The following is an 18016-nucleotide window of genomic DNA, read 5'->3' as shown; positions in this document are numbered from 1 at the left end:
TTTCCTCAGGTCACAGCTTGAGATCGAAGTTGATTTTGAAGGTGTGGCCCTGCGCTTGCCTGGCGATCTGGCCGGAATAGGACGCACCGAGCGTCGCCTTGGGCGACAGGGACACATCGAACCCGGCTTCCAAGGCAAGTGCATCCCTGGCGATCGGCACGCCAGCGCTGGCGAAGGACGCGCCGGAGCCGAAGGTCAGCGTGGTGGCGGGCTGGACGTTGCCATAGGCATGCTGCCAGCCAACCATGCCATGCAAGGCGGTCATGCCCGTTCCGAACCGGGTCGAGCCGCGCACGCCCAGGGTCGAGAAGGTATTCTCGTTCGACGCCCCCTGGCTGGTCAAAGCCGAGTTGGTTCCGCCGGTCTCGGCGAAGCCACCGGCATTCGCGTGAACATAGGCCAGGTTGGCGAAGGGCTCGAAACCGCCCAGGCTCGTGTCGAACCGGTAGGAGAGTTCGCTGAAAGCCTGCGCGGTCTCTGCCCTGTAGCCCGCCGACAGCGCCTCGCTGAAGGCCGGGAACACGACATCGCGCTTGGTACCGATATCGTGCCAGCCATAGATCGCGCCCGCCCGGAAGCCGAGCGCGCCCATTTGCGTGCCGGCATAGACGCCGAGATCGTAATTGTCGCTGGTGCCCGAGGACGCACGGTCGGAGACGTTGAAGTTCGTGCGGCTGTAGCCGCCGAGCACGCCCAGCCGCCAGCTGCCGACAGGGACATCCGCGCCGCCGACGAAGCCGGCGCTTGTGCGGTCGAAGCCTGCGGCGTCACCCGAACCGCGCACGTTGCCGGTCATGGCGAGCGCTTCGCTCCAGATCACGATGCCGCCGGCCGTGGCGGGCGCGGCATGCAGCCCGGTCCCGTCGATGGCGGCAGTGGTGAGGGACACGTCGTCCGCGTCGAAGGCCGAGCGGAGGCGGCGGTTCGCTGAATCGCGCGCGAAGCGGCTGTCGTCGACGAGCGCACCCAGGACATCGGCGTGAACCTCGCCGGAAAGCGCGTTCCCATAAGGGCGCAGATAGCGGTAGAAGCCGACCGCCTCCACGTTTGGATCGCTCTCCAGCGGTTCCCGATTGAGGATGTACATCGACCAGCCGTCCTTGGTCATGTTGAAGGAGAGGCCCTCGACCTCCTGCTCGCGGTCGAGCTTCAGATTGCCGAGAACCTCGACTTCGCCGGTCTTGAGGTTCGCGCGGTAAATCGTCTTGTCGTCATTGTCGGTGGAAAAATACATCCAGCCGTCGAGCAGCTTGCCGCCCTGCGCCTGGTCGATGGTCTGGGACAGCGGGATGTATTCCTTGAAGCTCCAGTCCGAGAGGTTGTAGACGGCCAGCTCGGTCGCGTTCTCATAGGCCATGCCGTAGCCCAGGCCGTTCTTGGCGTCGACGGCCACCCAGCTGGCGATGTCGTGGATGCCGTGCGGCGTGGTCAGCGCGAAGGCCTGACCGGTGAAGGTCATGTCACTGGCGCGATAGATCGCGAAGACCGGGTTCTCGTACTTGCCGCCGGTGACCGGGTCGCGGTTGCTGGAGTCGAGCGAGATGTAGAGGTAGCCGTCGGCGTAATCGATGTCGCCGATATGGTTGAGCCCGATATCGGAATACTGGGACGGCAGCTTGAGAACGTCGGGAATGGCGGGGGAAACGGTCAGAGACGGGTCATAATTCTTGTCCGTGCGCTCCAGAATATTGGTGCCGGAGAAGTACCAGTTCGTGCCGTCCGTGGTCACGCCCTGCTGCTTCGATGTTATGGCGGAGCCCGTGAAGGTCGTCTTCTCGACCATGACCCACGGCTCGACGGCGAGAGCTGGCGTTGCCGCCAGAACCAGTGCGCCGGACACGAGGAGGCAGGATGCCGTGGCTTTTGGGAGGCAAGTCACGGCCGTTCGTTTCATTGCGGCCTGGCGGGCCGGGATAGTCATCATTGAAGGCATTCTGTCGCGTTCCTGTTGTATGGCTCGATCGACCGAATGCGCGCGACATCGACCGACGGCGGGAGGAGCCGCCGGCGATGTCAAAGACCCAGATTTTTGTGGTTCTCAGGTGCGGTTGCCCGGTATTCTGTCGATCGGCCCTGGCTGCTTTTCCAACGCCGTGCTTACTAGGGTGGGCACGTGACATTCATATGAATAATGGGAATAGTATGAAGAATTACGCCAACCGTCTCCGAGGGCTCCGGATGACGCCTTATATGGCCGGCTCCTCGCACACCGGCCTGCATGCCAGGCTGCTCAACGAAATCGGCCAAAGCATCGTCAGCGGCGAATTCGCCCCCGGCGACCAGTTGCCGAACGGCGATGACTGGAGCGCCTCCTACGGCGCCAGCCGCACCGGCTTGCGCGAGGTCGTCAAGGTCCTTGCCGGCAAGGGCATGGTGGAGATGCGCCCGCGGACGGGAACGCGCGTGCGGCCGCGCAAGGATTGGAACTTCCTCGATCCGGACGTGCTGACGTGGCGCTTCGGCGCAAGGACGACGGCGGAGGACGCGCGCGCGCTGTTCGAGCTGCGCCGCGCGATCGAGCCGACGGCGGGGGCACTCGCCGCCGAGCGCGCCACGCCCGAGCAGATAGCCGAATTATGGGCTATCCTAGCGGAGATGGAGGAGGCCGGCGACGATGGCGCGCGCTTTGCCATACCCGATCTCGCATTTCACCAGTCGATCCTGCATATGTCCGGAAACGAGCTGATCGGCTCGCTGGCCGCATTGATCGAGACGGCGCTGATGATCAGCTTCCGGCTTTCGGACGACAATCCGGCCGGACAGCGCCATTCGCTCGGGCTGCACCGTGAGATCGCGCAGAATATCGAGAAGCGCGACCCGGTCGCCACCCGCGAGGCGCTGCTCGTCCTGCTCGACGGGGCGGAGGAGGATGCGCGGATCTCGCTCGCGGCCAGGCGTAGCAAAGAAGAATAAGGCCCTCGCGCCTTCTACAGGCTGTAACAAGAATTGCGATCGGCCTGACCCAGGAAGGTTGCGGTCGGGACGGATTCCGGCCAGAAGCGTCGTGGCCGCCCGACGCCCGGACGGCTCAACACGCAAGCTCGACACCAGATACGGGAGACTATTGGGTGGCTCGCATCACACTGAGACAATTGCTCGACCATGCCGCCGAACACGGCTATGGCGTGCCTGCCTTCAACATGAACAACATGGAACAGGGGCTCGCCATCATGGAGGCGGCCGAGGAGACCAAGTCTCCGGTCATCCTGCAGGCCAGCCGCGGCGCGCGCGCCTACGCCAATGACGTGGTGCTGGCCAAGCTGATCGATGCGCTTGTCGAGATCCATCCCGACATCCCGGTCTGCATGCATCTCGACCACGGCAACAACGAAGCGACCTGCGTCACCGCGATCCAGTACGGCTTCACCTCGGTGATGATGGACGGCTCGCTGAAGGAAGACGGCAAGTCGCCGGCCGACTATGCCTACAATTCCGGCATCACCCGGCGCGTCGTCGACATGGCGCATTGGGGCGGCGTGTCGGTGGAAGGCGAGATCGGCGTGCTCGGCTCGCTGGAGAGCGGCGGCGGCGAGCAGGAAGACGGTCACGGCGTCGAAGGCGCGATCAGCCACGACCAGTTGCTCACCGACCCGGAGCAGGCCGTGCAGTTCGTCAAGGACACGCATGTCGACGCGCTGGCCGTCGCCATGGGCACCAGCCACGGCGCCTACAAGTTCTCGCGCAAGCCGGACGGCGCGGTGCTGGCGATGAACGTGATCGAGGAGATCCACCGCCGCCTGCCGAACATGCATCTCGTCATGCACGGCTCGTCCTCGGTGCCGGAGGAGCTGCAGGAGATCATCAACAAATATGGCGGCCAGATGAAGCCGACCTGGGGCGTGCCGGTGGAAGAGATCCAGCGCGGCATCAAGCATGGCGTGCGCAAGATCAACATCGACACCGACAACCGCATGGCGCTGACCGGCGCAATCCGCAAGGTGCTGACCGAGAACCCTTCGGAGTTCGATCCGCGCAAATATCTGACGCCGGCAATGGCCGCGATGAAGAAGCTCTGCAAGGAGCGCTTCGAGCAGTTCGGCACCGCCGGCAACGCGCCGAAAATCAAGCCGATCCCGCTGGCGGACATGGCCAAGCGCTACAAGTCGGGCGGCCTCGACCCGAAGTTCGGCTAAGCCACATCTTGCCGCGACCGTTTCAATTGCGGTCGCGGCATGCCGTCCTTATCACGCCCTAATCGGCCCCGCCCGCCGTCTCGCTGTCCGCGCGAATAAGCTTGATGTCGGCGCCAGCCGCCCAGGCCTCTATGTCCTCGCGGCGCAATGCGGCAGCCATCATGTCGGGGAAGTGATCCGGCGTGCAGGCAAAGACCGGAATGCCGAGCGCCGCGACCGAACCGGCCATCGACGGATCATAACCGGGACGGCCCTGGTCGGTGAGCGCCAGAAGCACGATGACGTTGACGCCGGACCGGACCAATGCGGCCAGCCTTTGCAGAAGCTCCTTGCCGTTGCCGCCTTCGTAGAGGTCGGTGATCAGCACGAAATGCGCCTTGGTCGGCCGCTCGATGCGCTCGGCGCAATAGGCGACCGCCTGGTTGATGTCGGTGCCGCCGCCGAGCTGGACGCCGAACAGCACTTCGACCGGATCGCTGAGCTCCTCAGTCAGGTCGACGATCGCGGTGTCGAAGCAGACCAGCTTGGTGCGAACGACCGGCAGCGAAGCCATCACCGCCGCGAAGATCGAGGCGTAGATCACCGAGCTTGCCATTGAGCCGGACTGGTCAACGCACAGCGTCACCTCGTCCAGGTCGACCAGCCGCCGCTGGCGGCGCATGAAGCCGACCAGCTTCTCGGGCACGACCGTCTTGTGATCCGGCTGGTAATGGCGAAGGTTCGCCGCGATGGTACGCGGCCAGTCGATGTCGCGTTGCCGAGGCCTGTTGGTGCGCCTGGAGCGGTCGAGCGCACCGCGGATCGCCTCAGCGGTCTTCTGCTCGAGGCGCTGCATAAGCTTGGCGACGATGTCGGAAATGATCGAGCGCGCGATGTCCTTGGTCTTGTCCGGCATCGCCGAGCGCAGCGAGACCAGGTCGGCGACGAGGTTGACGTCGGCCTCGATCGCCTTGAGGAATTCCGGCTCCATCAGCATCTGCTTCAGATTCAGCCGTTCGAAGGCGTCCTTCTGAACCACCTGGACGACCTGCTCGGGGAAGAAGGAACGGATATCGCCCATCCACTGCGCGACGCGCGGCGCCGAGCGGCCGAGGCCGCCTCGCCGCTTGCGCGGATCGCCGGCCGTTTCGCCGCTGCCGTCGCCATAGAGCGCGTCGAGAGCCGCCGAAAGCCGACGGTCTTCGGCCGACAGCGCAGAGGAAGACTCATCGTCGACGCCGATCGCCAGCCGCCAGCGCCGCTCCCTGCTATCTGCAGTCGGATCGAGGTCCGGTTCGATTGCGTCTTCAGCCATGACCGGGCTCCCCTGCAAGCAGCTTGCCGAGAAGGCCGAAATGCCTGCGCCAGGCCTCACCGCCGTCAGGGGCAGGTGTCAGCCCGGCGGGCAGGCTCGCCCGCCTGCCAAGGACGGCCTCGATCAGCCGCCGGCGCTCCATGCTGTCGAGATTGGAAAAGACGCGGCGCAGCAGCGGCAAATGCGCGACGAAGGCTTCCTCGTCGAGCGAGGCCAACCAGGCATCGACAGCGCCGCGCAGGCCCTCGTCATAGATCAGCCGCTGGCCTGCGCCGCTGAAGAAGCCTTCGAAGAAGGCCGCGGCAGCCGCGACCGGCGTTCCGGGCGAGAGGCGTCTCGCCAAAAGGCCGGCGGTCGCTTCAGCGGAGAGCCCCCCGGCCTCGTAGAGCAAATGCGCGGCGCAGCCGGCAACGAGCGCCGTCGAACGCAAGGAGTCGAGCACGGCAGCCAGGCCGTTGCGCCAAGCCTCCAGCACTTGCTGATCCGGCTCGACCAGCCTGATCGCTTCATCGGCCTTGCGCAGCGCGGCCATCAGCGCCGCGGCGGCCTGCGCGTCGAGATCGCGCGCCGCGTAGGGCAGCGCGATCGAACCTTCGACGATCAGCCGCTCCAGCAGGCCGGCGAGACGCTCCGTCTCCGTCTTGCGCGCTTCGCCATAGCGGATGATGTCGGCGAGCGGCGGCACGGAGGCGAGCATCTCCAGGCATTCGCTGCTGTGAGCGGCCTTCGCTTCGAGCGCGGCGAGGCCGGCCGCCGAAGCTTCGCCCAAAGCGGCGGTGATGGCGCCCTGGACCAGCGTGGCGAGGGCATCCAGCGTCGCGGCCGCGCCGATCATCTGGATCAGCCGGTCATTGGCCGCCTTCTCGATGGTCGGCCCGTAGACCAAGTTTTCGACCAGGCGAACAGCATATTCGGGTTGCCAGGCCAGCACCCAGCGCTCGCGAAACGTGCCACGGCTGCGCCCAGCGTCCGTCAGCCTGCCCCAGCTCACGCCGAGCACATTCAGCCGGTGCAGAAGCGTCGACCGGAAGAGCCCGCTTTCGCTGCGCAGATCGACGGAGAGTTCGCGCTCCAGCGCCTCGGGCTTCAGCCGGGCGGCCTTCTGGTTGCGCTGCAGGTCGTCGATAAGCGGCGCAAGCGGCGTGTCGGCCGGTATCTCGCCGACATCGGCGCCGAGAAGCAGCTCGGCCTCGACCATCTTCCACAGCAGGGCTTCACCGTTGAAGAGCGCCGCGATCGAGGCATCACGCAGTTCCTCAAAACCCGGTTTCGGCCGCTCGCGTATGGCGGCGAGCGCCCTCGCCAGACGCTCAGCCTCGATCAGCGACGCCGTCGAGATCGTGTGACCCTTCACCCTCAGGACCGCGGCGATCCGCGTGAGCCACAGGATCGAGGCGTCATCGTTACCGCGCGTCTGCCACAGATGCTTGCACCAGCCGGGCGCGATGACGCCGGCGCCGTAGCCATAGCCCAGCGCCAGGCGCGGTCCGGTCCATGGCGCGAAGGTCATTGTGGTCTTGCGCCGTCCGATGCCCTTCAGCAGTGCCAGGTCGCTCTTTTGCGTATGCGCGGCCTGCAAGGCCGGCACATGCCAGGCACCGCAGACGACGGCCAGCGGCCCTTCGAATTCTTTCCGAGCGGCGGCGATCTCGAGGCGCATATGCGCCTCCCGCATCGCCTCGAATTTAGCAATTGCGCCCTCGCCGTCGCGCAGTGTCGTCATCGCGTCGGCGATAGCCGCGAAGATCGGCCCGGGTTCCGGATTCTGTTCGATGATGTCCGACCACCAGCTCTCGCCGTCCTCGTAGCCGGCAGCGCGCGCCAAGGTGCCGATCGGGTCCTTGATGCGCGTGGGTTCTTCGTCCTGCTCTTCCGTGGTTTCCGCCTCAGTTGCGTCGGCGTCAGTGGTTCCTTCAGGCGCCTTCTCAGCGAGCCGCGCGGCCGACGGCAGGTCGATGAAGCGCAGCGCCGCCTTGTTGGCGACGGCCCACAGCGCCGCCTGGTATTCGGGAGAGAATTCGGCGAAGGGCCAGAAGCTAGTCGCGGCCGGATCATCCTCGGGATAGCAGAGCAGCGCCACCGGCGGCTTCATGTCGGGGCTGGCGAGCAGCGGCAGCAGCGGCGAAGCGTCCACTGGCCCCTCTATCAGCACCGCAACGGGCTGCAATTCCTGCAACGCCTTGACCAGGCTCCCGGCGGAGCCCGGCCCGTGATGGCGAATGCCGAAATAGCTGATGCCGCCCTGCGTCATTGCTTAGATGGCCGCGTTGAGCGCCGCGTAGTAACCGGAATAGTCCGGCCGCTTCTTCAGCACCGTCTCCAGATACTCTTCCAGCACGACCTTGTCCTGCACGGGGTCCTTGACGATGGCGCCGACAAGGCTGGGCGCCAGGCCTTCGGCGTGCAGCTTGCCGCCGTCGAACCAGGCCGCCTGGCTGAGGCCGCTGACCATGGTGGCGATCGCCTCGGCGGTGGAGAGCGAGCCTGACGGCGTCTTCAGCGTCACCTTGCCATCTGCAGTCGCGCCGGAGCGAAGCTCGCGGAAAATGGTGAGCACACGGGCGATCTCCTCGCCGACATTCTTCGGCACCGGCAGGTCCAGCCCACCCGCCATCTCGCCGACGCGCCGGGAAACGATCGAGACTTCCTCCGCCATATCGTCCGGCAAGGGCAGCACAACGACATTGAACCGCCGCTTCAGCGCCGAGGAGAGCTCGTTGACGCCCTTGTCGCGGTTGTTGGCGGTGGCGATGATGTTGAAGCCGCGCTGCGCATAGATCGAGGTGTTGAGTTCCGGCACCGGCATCATCTTTTCCGACAGCACGGTGATCAGCGTGTCCTGCACGTCGGAGCCCATGCGCGTCAGCTCTTCCAGACGGCAGAGCTTGCCGTCCTGCATGGCGCGGTAGAGCGGCGTCGGGACAAGCGCCTCCTGGCTCGGGCCCTTTGCCAGGAGTTGGGCATAGTTCCAGCCATAGCGGATCTGGTTCTCGTCGGTGCCGGCGGTGCACTGCACGACCAGCGTCGAATTGCCCATGATGGCGCCGGCGAGATGTTCCGAAACCCACGATTTCGCCGTTCCGGGAACGCCGAGCAGAAGCAGCGCGCGGTCGGTCGCGAGCGTGGCAATGGCTGTTTCCATGAGCTGCCGGCGGCCGACATATTTTGGCGAAATCACCGTGCCGTCGCCGGCCTTGCCGCCCATCAGGTAGGTCAGCACGGCTTTGGGCGACAGGCTCCAGCCCGCAGGCTTCTGGCGATCGTCGCCGCGGGCGAGCGCCTGCAGTTCGGACGCGTAGACCTGCTCGGCCGGGAGGCGGATGGCTGCGTTCATGCGATCTTTCTCCGGATTGCTCATCTGGGGGAATGGGAAGGACTTTCGGTCAGCGCAGCGTTGAGCCGCAGCAGGCTGAGCGATGGCGATGCGGGCGGCAGACCGGCGGAGACGACCTCGTCGATCAATTTTTCCGCTGTCACAGGATTGGCCAGAAATCCTATGGTTTCGAGATGTTGCTCGGCGTTCCTTTTCATGACGTCGTTGTCACCCGAGACAGCGGATCGCAGCGCCGAAAGCGTTTTGCCGTTGGCGAGGTCGCCCCATTCCAGCCAGCCTGCTTCCGCGCCTTCGACCGAGTTGAGCGCGGCCGGATTTTGCGCGTCATTCAGGAGCTGCCTGATCAAGACACGCTTCCTGCCGCTTTCCAAACGCGACATCAGCTGGAGCGCGAGAAACGCGAGCCTGCCTCCAGCGGCGACAAGCAGATCCGCCAGAGAGGCCACCGCCGCATCGCCGCCGGACCCCGCGACCATACGAACGAGGAAGAGATCGGCCCCGTCATCGACACCGAACTGCCATGCGCCGATGAAATCGGGCTCCGTCTTGCCGAAGCGCGCGACGAGATCGCCGAAGTAGCAGGAAGCGAACAAGTCGGCGCGACGTGCCTGTTGCGCCTGTGACTTGGGCTTTATCGGCGCATAGGTTGCGCGACGGCGGATGAAGCCGGATTTGCCTTCCTCGATGAAAGCTGCGAGCTCGACTGTCGAATCCTCCGACCCCCCGTCAGCCGAATTGCCGTGTTCCCCCAGCCTTGCCAGGAGCCGGCCGGCCATTTCGCGCACCTTGCCTGAGCGATCGGCGGAGAGGCTTTTCAGGAACGGAATATCGTCGGCGCCCAAGCCGAAGCGCATGAGTTCGATGAGCGCAAGCCTGATCTCCGCAGGCTCGCTTGCCCCTTTCGTCTCGATAAGAGTTCGCGCCAGGGCGGGCATGGTGCGCCGCAGCTCGACCAAAGCCGTGCGGCGCGCAGAGGGATAGAAATCATCCCAGCTTTCTGCGGTCAGATGCTCGCGCCGGGACTGTTTTTCGCTAGCCGCGCCTGCCTGCCAGTCTACCCAGGGGGCATAGACCTCCGGACTTTCCTGATATGACGCGGCGGGCATCCAATCCATCGGATGGGTGACAAAGCCGCGGCTGGCTACGAGCGTGGCCACGCGCGTTTTGAGCCTCGCATCGGCTGCATACTTCATTGCCGCACGCAGCGGCGGCCGCAGCCGTTCAGGAAGCATCGGCAGCGCGAGCACCGGCAGCGGCGGGCGCCGCTTCAACGTTTTCGGCGCGGCCGGCCGAAGCGCAACGTCCAGCGCCTGCGCGGCTATCGCCAGCAGCCGGCGCTCCTGCTCGTCGGGGCTGGAGGCAGCGGCCACTTCCTTCCATTCGGCGGGCGCAAGTTCGAAACCCGCGCCACCGGAAATCCAGCCGTCGCGCAATCTCGCCAATCCGTCCAGCTCCAGCTCGTTCATGACAGATCGAGCCTCCCGATGCTGCTTTGCGATGCCAGTAGCTCGAGCCTGGCGCCATTCCAGAGCGCCGCCGTCGCCGCAAGATCGAGCCCCAGCAGAGTCGGACTGACGGAACCCGCCACAGGCAGCGCGATGCCGTGCGGATCGCTCGCCGCCTGCCACCAGGCGCCTTCCTTCTCATCCAGCGCGATGGCGCCGGCCGGCAGGATGACCGGGCAGTCCGACTGCCATGGCGCGCCGTCCTGGAAGGCGGCGTAAGCGGCCAGCGGATCGCCGGCCGCGTCCGGCGCAAAATCGGGCCAACTGCCCGGCGCGGCATTGCCTAGCCTTTCCGCGACGAGTGCCCGCAACGGATTGCGCGATGGATAGAAAACCAGCCTGGCCTTGAAGCGGTCTCCCGGCGCAAAGGCGCCGGACCGCCGGCCGGCCGAGGCGGGAAAGAAGTCAAGGAGGACGGCAAAGCGCGGAGCGGAGGTTTTCAGATCGAGGAGCCATGTCGCGTGACTGACCAGCCCGTCGCGGCGGGTCTCGATCTTCTCGCCGAGCACCTCCCAGTCGCTCTCGACCTGGAGCGCGTCCGGATTGGCGAGTATCTGGTCGCGTGTTTCCGACGACGAAACCAGGCGCTTCAGTTCGGCATCGTCGGGCGCCAAGCGCCAGGCCTTGGCGAGCAGCACCAATTTGCCAAGCTCGCGGATCGCGGCATCCGGCCGCTCTTCGCCGCGCAACGCCATCAGCCGCGCCGGCAGTTCGTCGATGCGGCCGGCAAGTGCGGTCGCCTTGAGGTCGACGAGCCTGGCCGCGATGCGGCGGCAGCGCTCGCTGCTGGCGTCGACAAAACCGGCAAGTCCGAGCCGAAGCTGGTCGGCCACCCATTGATCTAGCTCGTCGAGCCCCGCCGAGACGGCGCTGCGCGTGTCCTCGGCGCGCTTGCGCTGTGCTTCCTCGCGGCGCTCGGCAGCCGCGGCGTCTTCCGCCGGAGCGCTCTCCTGGGGCCGCGAAGCGTCGTCGATGCTTTTGCCTTCCGCGCGCGCTACCGGTTGGGCCGTCGGTTGCCCGGGCTTGCGGCGGCGGCCGAGCCAGTCGTTCACCCAGTCCGGCGTCTGGCCGACGGGGGCGAAACTGGCCGGCGCCGTCGCGCCGATCCATGCCAGCGCCAAGATGTGCTTGCACGGGAATTTCCGCGACGGACAAGTGCATTTATAGCCGTGATCCGACGTGTCGAACGCGACGCGATAAGGATTCGAACCGGAACCCTGGCATTCGCCCCAGATCAGCGGCAGTTGATCATGCGCTTCGAGGCGGGGCCAGTTCGATCGCTTCGTCAGCTTGGCGGCGGCGCCAAGCGAGGCCTGGTCGGGGGCCAAAGCCTCGATTGTCTTCAAATCCAGCTGCAAGCCGCGCCTCTCATGATTCCAATCATGATGTCGCGACGATTGATAGCCGTTTGCGGTGCGTTGGTGTAGCTCCGGATGCCGTAAAGTTGAGGCCTTGTCTAACGTTCCGTTGCCCTACTGACAAAGCAGTATGTGATGGCTCCGCGAAAGTCAGGCCGAGGCGTTGGCTTCCGCTCCGCCAAGGTAGAGCCTGTGCAATTCATCCGGCGATTGCCGGAGCTTTGCGCAGTCGCCGTCATAGACGACGCGGCCGCGGCGCATGACATAGGCGCCGTTGCCGATCGACAGCGCAAGGGCTGCGAACTGCTCGACCAGAACCACCGCCAGCCCGTCGTCAGCGAGCTTGCGCACCGCCGTCATCAGCCGCGTGACGATGACAGGCGCCAGGCCGGCCGACATCTCGTCGATCAGCAGCACCTTGGGGCGGGTGAGAAGCGCCCTTGCAATGACCAGCATCTGCTGTTCGCCGCCAGACAGCAGGCTCGCTTTCACGGTACGGCGCTGCACCAGCTCGGGAAACAGCGCATAGGCTTCCGCGATGTCGGCGCCCGGATGCAGGCTGACGCGCAAATTCTCTTCCGTCGTCAGCTGGCGGAAGACGGTGCGGCCCTGCTCGACATGGGCAAGCCCTTCGCGCGAGCGGGCGCCCGGACGCGCCTTCTGCAACTCCCGGCCGTCGATGGCGATGGTGCCGCCTGCGACCGGGATGATGCCCGACAGGCCTTCCAGCAGCGTCGTCTTGCCGGCGCCGTTGGCGCCGAGCACGACACTGATCGCGCCGCTTTCGGCGACAAGGTCGAGCGAGGAGACGACCGGCAGTTCGGCGCGATTGATCGACAGGTTGGAAACGACGAGCCTGCTCATGCCGCGACGCTCTCCTCCTCGATGCCGAGATAGGCTTTCTTCACCGCGCGCTCACTCAAGACCCTGGCCGGCGGCCCGGAAGCGATGACCTGGCCGAAGTCGAGCACGGTGATCTCCGAGCAGGCCGCGCGGACCAGATCCATGTCGTGCTCGACCAGCAGCACGGCCGAGCCGAACAGTTTCGGGATCTCGGCGATACGCTGGCCAAGGCGCAGCGTTTCCTCATGCGACTGGCCGGCAGCCGGTTCGTCGAGCAAGACCACGGCTGGACGGGCGGCGACGACGCCGGCGACATCGAGCAACCGCCTTGTGCCGGCATCGACCGATGCCACCAGCGTGTCGGGATGCGGGCAATCCAACCAATCGAGCACCGCTTTGGTCTGGCTCGCCGTCAGTCCCTTGGCCGCGAGCGCGAGATATCCGCCGACGGTGAGCTCCGGCGCGATGCGGTTGGTCTGCCACGTGCGGCGAACGCCGGCGCGGGCACGCTGATGCGCCGACACGCCTTCGAGCGGTCGGCCGCCCAAACTGACGCTGCCCTGGTAGGATGACAGGAAACCGGCGACGGCATCGATGAAGGTCGACTTGCCGGCGCCGTTCGGGCCGATCAGCCCGGCCACCGTGCCCGCGGCAACAGACAGGCTGACATTGTTGAGGGCGACGACGCTGCCGTAGCGAACCGTGAGCCCGTCTATGCTGAGCGCCGGACCGGTGGCGCGTTCGACCGCGGCCGGCAGGTCCTGCGCCGATCCAGTCGCGACTTTCGGCGCGCGGGCGGGCAGCAGCTTGCGGAACTGGCGCCGGAAGGTCTCGCTCATCGTCTCGCCGGTCGACAGCGCCTGCGTCGCGCCGATGGCGAACAGCACGTTGCCGATATCCTGCGGCCAGTCCAGCCGGCGCAGTATTTCCGGGAACATGACGACGAGCAGGCCACCGATAATCGCGCCCTCGGCGAAATGCGCGCCGGTCATCACCGAAACGGCATAGAGCGACAATGACTGCATCATGCCGAAATTTTCGGCGACGAGTGTGCCCAGATAGCCGGCGAGCAGGCCGCCCGAGATGCCAGCGACAAAGGCGCTTATGGCGAAGGCCGAGAGCTTTGCGGTGGCGATGCTGACGCCGTGGGCGGCGGCGGCGCGCTCCGAATGCCGGACCGCCAGCCAGGACGCGCCGAGCCGCGAGCGGCTGATGATTTCGAGCGCCACGGCGATCGCCACGTAGAACAGCAGCACGAAGACGAAATAGCCTTCGTCGGTATCGAACAGTTCAGGACGCGGCACCTGCAGGAAGTCGGTCTGGCCGGGATAGGTCATCGTCGCCAGGATGGTGTCGAAGGCGGTCGCGAAGGAGAGCGTGACGATGGCCAGATTGATGCCGCGCAACCGCAGCGCCGGCAGGCCGATCGCGACGCCGAACGGCACCGCCGCAAGGCCGCCTATCAGGATCCAGGCCGCCAGGCCGCCCGGCGCCTCGGCGAGGTTCAGATAGCCGACCGTCCAGGCGCCGACGCCGGCGAACGACATCTGGCATAGAGCGATCATGCCGGTGCGGCCGGCGACGAGGCCGAGGCTCTGCAGCGCGACACCGGTGATCAGCACCGAGGTTGCAAGGAACACCCAGTAGGACGGCAGCAAGCCGGCATAGGCGACGCCGCCGGCGACCAGCGCCACGACGATGAGGGTCAACGAGGCCCGAAGATTAGCGCGCTTCATCCCAGCGGGCCTCCCGCTGCGACCAGAGGAGAACGGCAAGCACCACCAGGAAGGGTATGGCGCTGCGATACTGGCTGATGCTGTCGACGGAACTCGCAAGCCCTTCGACGACGCCGAGCGCGATGCCGCCGGCCAGCGTCCACCAGAAGCTGCGGAAGACGCCGACGAGCGCGGCGGCGAGCGCCGGCACCACGAGCAGGCTGAGGGTCATGAAATTCGGCGAGCGCTGCGGCGCGATGATCATCAGCGCGAAAGTGGTGAAGGCGCCGGTCATGCCCCACACCAGCAGGGACAGGAGCTGCACGCGCACGCCGAGCAGTTCGGCGGCCATGGGCCGGTCGGCCAGGGCGCGAAGATTGAGGCCGACCTTGGTCCTGTTCAGGAAGAGGTCGGAAAGGATGGTGAACAGCACCGCCAGCCCGATGGTGAGCACCGAGGCGATGGTCACCTCGACGCCTGCCAGACGGAACGCCGAGCCCGGAAAAAGATCCGGCATGTTGTGCGGGTGCTGGCCGCCGGTGAGGCGCAATCCGACAGCGATCAGGCCGACGAGCAGCGCCACCGTCACCGCCGCCTTGGTCGAGGCGCTCGCCTCGCCGAACCACCGCGTCATGATGTAGCCGACAGCGACACCGGTCAGCGTGCCGGCCGCAATGCCCGCCAGCACCGAGGGCCAGATCGGGAAACCGGCCTCGTAAAGCGCGATCAGCACGAAGGTGCCTGCAGTGCCGATCGCGGCCCCGGTGAAATTCACCACGGCGACGAGCCGGTAAGTAAAGACGGCGCATACGCCGAGCAGGGCATAGGTGCCCCCGGCCGTCAGCCCCGCCACGGCGGATGTGAGCAATGCGTTCATCGGCTTCCCAGTTTGAAACAACCTGTCGAGGTCGGCGCCGCCTCTTCGTCCCTGCCGGACATTCTCTCCGGAGAGAGAAGCCGGCAGCGAGAGGCGGCGCCAACGCCCGGGAGGATCTTACTTGGCCTGCGGCAGCACGACCCAGTCCGGCGTCTCGACCTTCCAGGCGCCGGCCTCGAGCTTCATCACCTTGGTGGCCTGCATCGGCGAATGCGTCTTGGCCTTGCCGAAGACATATGGCGAGCCGGCGAGCGGGTTGGTGAGCGGCTGCATGTCATGCAGCGCCTTGGCGACGCTTTCGCGCGTGACCTCGCCGTCGATCGAGGCGACCACCTTGAGGAACAGCTCGGCGGCGAGGTAGCCGCCCTGCGAGAAGGCCGTGAGCGGCCGGTTCGCCTTCTGCATGTCGGCGATCCACTGCGCGTTGGCGGCCGAGTTCTTCTCGGTGTAGGGCTCCCATTCGGTGCCGACATAGATCGGCTGCTTGGTGTCGGCGAGCGCCTTGGCGACCTGCTCGGTGTAGCCCGGCGCCAGGAACAGCCAGTTGATGCCGGTGATCTTCTGGGCATCGACCGTCTTGATCAGCTGCACCACCTGCGGCTCGACCTGGTTGGTGAGCACCGCGTCGCAGCCGGCGTCGCGCGCCTTGATGACGTAGGGCGTCAGATCGCCCTGGAAGGGCAGTGTCAGGTCGATCAGGTGGATCTTCTGGCCGCTGATCTTCTCCCAGTTCTCGATCGCCTTCTTGTAGGCCTCCTGGGTGCCACCGATGATGATGAAGAAGGCGCAGAGCTTCTTCGCCTTCAGCTCGTTGGCGGCGTAGTAGGCCATTGCCGTTGACAGCGTGTAAGGGCCGACATTGACCGGCGCGACATTGGGCGAGGAGAAGCAGGCGGCGTCGACGCCCAGACCCTGCACCGAAAGGATCTTCTTGCGGCTGTAGGTGGCCGAGTTGACGGCGCAGTCGAGCAGGCTGGCCGACCCGACGAGCGCTACGGCTTCCTTGTTGTCAATCAGGTCGCGCGCGGCCTGGGCGGCCACCGCCGGATCGGCCTTGTCGTCGGCGATCGTATAATCGATCTTGCAGCCGTTGATGCCGCCGGCGGCATTCACCGCATCGAAGGCGGCCTGCGTCGCCTTCGGCACTTCAGAGAAGTCGGCCGGCCCGGTGATGGTCGATATGGCGCCGACCTTGATCGCGCCGCCCTTGCAGGTCGGGCCGGCGGCGGAGGCGGTGCCGGCCATGGCGGCAAGACCGATGCCGGCCAGTGCCGCCGCGAGAAGTCTCAATTTCCATTGCATGTTTCACTCTCCCATTTTTGTCATGCGTATTTCGGTCAGGCGGCGGCCAACACCGGCGCGGCGATGCTGGCTGCGTCGATGGCGGCGAACTTCACCAGCGTGCGCGCGATGGTTTCGCGTTCGATGTCGCGGACGATGAAGACCAGCCGGGTGCGGCGATCGGCCGATGGCCAGCGGTCGAGCCGCGCCGGCGGATGAAAGACATGCTGGACGCCATGCAGCACGAGCGGGCGCTCCGGCTCGTCCGTGACATGGACCAGGCCCTTGAACCGCAGCAGGTCCTCGCCCTTCAGCGCCGCGACATAGTCCAGCCAGCGGGCGAAGGCGTCCCATTCCACCGGCTTGTCGATGACGAAGCTGAAGGACTGGATGCCGTGATGCGTGTCGTGGTGGCCGTGATTTTGATGATGGCAATCCGGACCACAGTCGTGATCGTGATGCGCTCCCGCTTCGAGCCGGCCGGCGATGCGGATCACATCGGCAGCCGCGTCGGCAGGCAGGCTTGCCAGCAGGTCGAGGTCCACCTCGCCATTGTGGGCGATGGCCTGCTCGACCGTAGGCGCCAGGTGCCCCAGCTTGTGTCGCAGTTCGCGAAGCGCCTCTTCCGAGACGAGATCGGTCTTGGTGATCAGGAGACGATCCGCGACGGCGACCTGCTTGGCCGCTTCGGAGTGACGGGCGAGCGTCGCCGCGCCATTCACCGCATCGACGGTGGTGATCACGCCGCCGATGCGAAAGCGAGCGGTGAGCTCAGTTTCGGCCATCAGCGTATGCAGGATCGGCGCCGGGTTGGCGATGCCGGTCGTTTCTATGATCACCCGCGTGAGCGGTGGCGTCTCGCCAGCCGCGCTCTTGCGGTCGAGTTCCTTGAGCGTGGCCACCAGGTCGCCGCGCACGGTGCAGCAGACGCAACCATTGTCGAGCAGCGTGAACTGCTCCTCGCTTGTCTCGATCAGCAGGTGATCGAGGCCAACGGCGCCGAACTCGTTGACGATGACGGCCGCACCCGCAAGCGAAGGCCTGCGCAGCAGACGATTGAGCACTGTCGTCTTGCCGCTGCCGAGGAAGCCGGTGAGGACAGTGACCGGGATCCTGCCGTCGCTCGAAGGATCAGGCGCGTTCATAGACCACCCTCCCCTCGAAATAAGTCGTCAGCACCTTGGTGTCCGCGAGATCCCCGGCCGGCGTTTCCAGCACGTTGCGGTCGAGCACGATCAGGTCGGCCGACTTGCCGATCTCGATCGAACCGACAGTGTCGGAAAGGCCGATGGCACGGGCGGAGTTGATGGTGAAGATTTCGAGCGCGGTGGCGACGTCGATCGCCTGCTCCGGCCATAGCGACGCGCTGGGGAATTCGCCGCTCGGATTGCGGCGCGTCACCAGCCCCTCGATGCCGTCCCACGGATCGGGGTTCGGCATCACCGGCCAGTCTGAACCGCCGGCAAGCAGCGCGCCGGCCGCCAGCAGGTCCTTGTTCGGCCAGAAGCGCAGCGCGCGCGCCTCGCCCATGGTCTGCTTGTGGCCTTCGAGGAAGCTGGTCGGATACCAGAGGAAGGGCGAAAGGTCGGCGACTACGCCAAGCTCGGCGAAGCGGGCAATATCGTCGGGCGCGATGTAGCTCGCATGCGCGATGTGATGCTTGAGCTTCGTCGGCC

At 65.9% G+C, this 18016-nt stretch carries 14 protein-coding genes; 2 read left to right on the top strand and 12 right to left on the bottom strand.

Features of this window, described 5'->3' with window-relative positions:
• Positions 1–10: 10 nt before the first annotated feature.
• Positions 11–1840 (bottom strand): autotransporter domain-containing protein, encoded by a 1830-nt coding sequence (locus tag Q0L57_RS08430; RefSeq protein WP_296741064.1) that lies wholly within the window; start codon positions 1838–1840, stop codon positions 11–13.
• A gap of 338 nt (positions 1841–2178) precedes the next feature.
• On the opposite strand from Q0L57_RS08430, the gene Q0L57_RS08425 reads away from it, so the two are divergent.
• The gene (locus Q0L57_RS08425) at positions 2179–2913 is read left to right on the top strand and encodes a FadR/GntR family transcriptional regulator (RefSeq protein WP_296741061.1); all 735 of its coding nucleotides are present in this window, start codon (positions 2179–2181) and stop codon (positions 2911–2913) included.
• Positions 2914–3068: 155 nt separating this feature from the next.
• A complete protein-coding gene (fba, locus tag Q0L57_RS08420) occupies positions 3069–4133 on the top strand; it encodes a class II fructose-bisphosphate aldolase (RefSeq protein WP_296741059.1) in 1065 nt (354 codons plus the stop codon).
• 58 nt (positions 4134–4191) lie between these two features.
• On the opposite strand, the gene Q0L57_RS08415 is transcribed toward fba, so the two are convergent.
• The 11 genes from Q0L57_RS08415 to Q0L57_RS08365 all read right to left on the bottom strand — a co-directional run.
• Positions 4192–5427 carry a VWA domain-containing protein gene (locus tag Q0L57_RS08415; RefSeq protein ID WP_296741056.1) on the bottom strand — a complete coding sequence of 412 codons (1236 nt, stop codon included), beginning with the start codon at positions 5425–5427 and terminating at the stop codon, positions 4192–4194.
• On the bottom strand, positions 5420–7678 hold the full coding sequence (locus Q0L57_RS08410; RefSeq protein WP_296741053.1) for a DUF5682 family protein: 2259 nt from the start codon (positions 7676–7678) through the stop codon (positions 5420–5422). Before Q0L57_RS08410 ends, Q0L57_RS08415 begins: the two co-directional genes overlap by 8 nt.
• Positions 7679–7681: 3 nt before the next feature.
• Positions 7682–8761 carry an AAA family ATPase gene (locus Q0L57_RS08405; RefSeq protein ID WP_296741050.1) on the bottom strand — a complete coding sequence of 360 codons (1080 nt, stop codon included), beginning with the start codon at positions 8759–8761 and terminating at the stop codon, positions 7682–7684.
• Between the two features lie 20 nt (positions 8762–8781).
• Positions 8782–10194, bottom strand: coding sequence for a DUF5691 domain-containing protein (locus Q0L57_RS08400; RefSeq protein ID WP_296741048.1), 1413 nt, complete (start codon positions 10192–10194; stop codon positions 8782–8784).
• 29 nt (positions 10195–10223) lie between these two features.
• Entirely contained in the window at positions 10224–11624 is a 1401-nt protein-coding gene (locus Q0L57_RS08395) for an SWIM zinc finger family protein (RefSeq protein WP_296741046.1), read from the bottom strand.
• Positions 11625–11774: 150 nt separating this feature from the next.
• Positions 11775–12488 carry an ABC transporter ATP-binding protein gene (locus Q0L57_RS08390; protein WP_296741043.1) on the bottom strand — a complete coding sequence of 238 codons (714 nt, stop codon included), beginning with the start codon at positions 12486–12488 and terminating at the stop codon, positions 11775–11777.
• Complete coding sequence (locus Q0L57_RS08385) at positions 12485–14203, bottom strand: ATP-binding cassette domain-containing protein (RefSeq protein ID WP_296741039.1); 1719 nt, start codon at positions 14201–14203, stop codon at positions 12485–12487. Before Q0L57_RS08385 ends, Q0L57_RS08390 begins: the two co-directional genes overlap by 4 nt.
• Entirely contained in the window at positions 14190–15059 is an 870-nt protein-coding gene (locus Q0L57_RS08380; RefSeq protein ID WP_296741036.1) for a branched-chain amino acid ABC transporter permease, read from the bottom strand. Before Q0L57_RS08380 ends, Q0L57_RS08385 begins: the two co-directional genes overlap by 14 nt.
• A 117-nt stretch (positions 15060–15176) precedes the next feature.
• Positions 15177–16361, bottom strand: a complete 1185-nt coding sequence (locus Q0L57_RS08375; RefSeq protein WP_296741033.1) for an ABC transporter substrate-binding protein — start codon at positions 16359–16361, stop codon at positions 15177–15179.
• A gap of 35 nt (positions 16362–16396) precedes the next feature.
• A complete protein-coding gene (locus tag Q0L57_RS08370) occupies positions 16397–17485 on the bottom strand; it encodes a GTP-binding protein (protein ID WP_296741030.1) in 1089 nt (362 codons plus the stop codon).
• Positions 17472–18016, bottom strand: a 545-nt coding sequence (locus Q0L57_RS08365; protein ID WP_296741027.1) for an amidohydrolase family protein, incomplete at its 5' end; no start/stop codon positions are given. The genes Q0L57_RS08370 and Q0L57_RS08365, both read right to left, overlap by 14 nt.

This window comes from Mesorhizobium sp. (assembly GCF_024509055.1).
Classification (GTDB): Bacteria; Pseudomonadota; Alphaproteobacteria; order Rhizobiales; family Rhizobiaceae; genus Mesorhizobium.
This window is presented reverse-complemented; position numbering and strand designations above follow the sequence as displayed.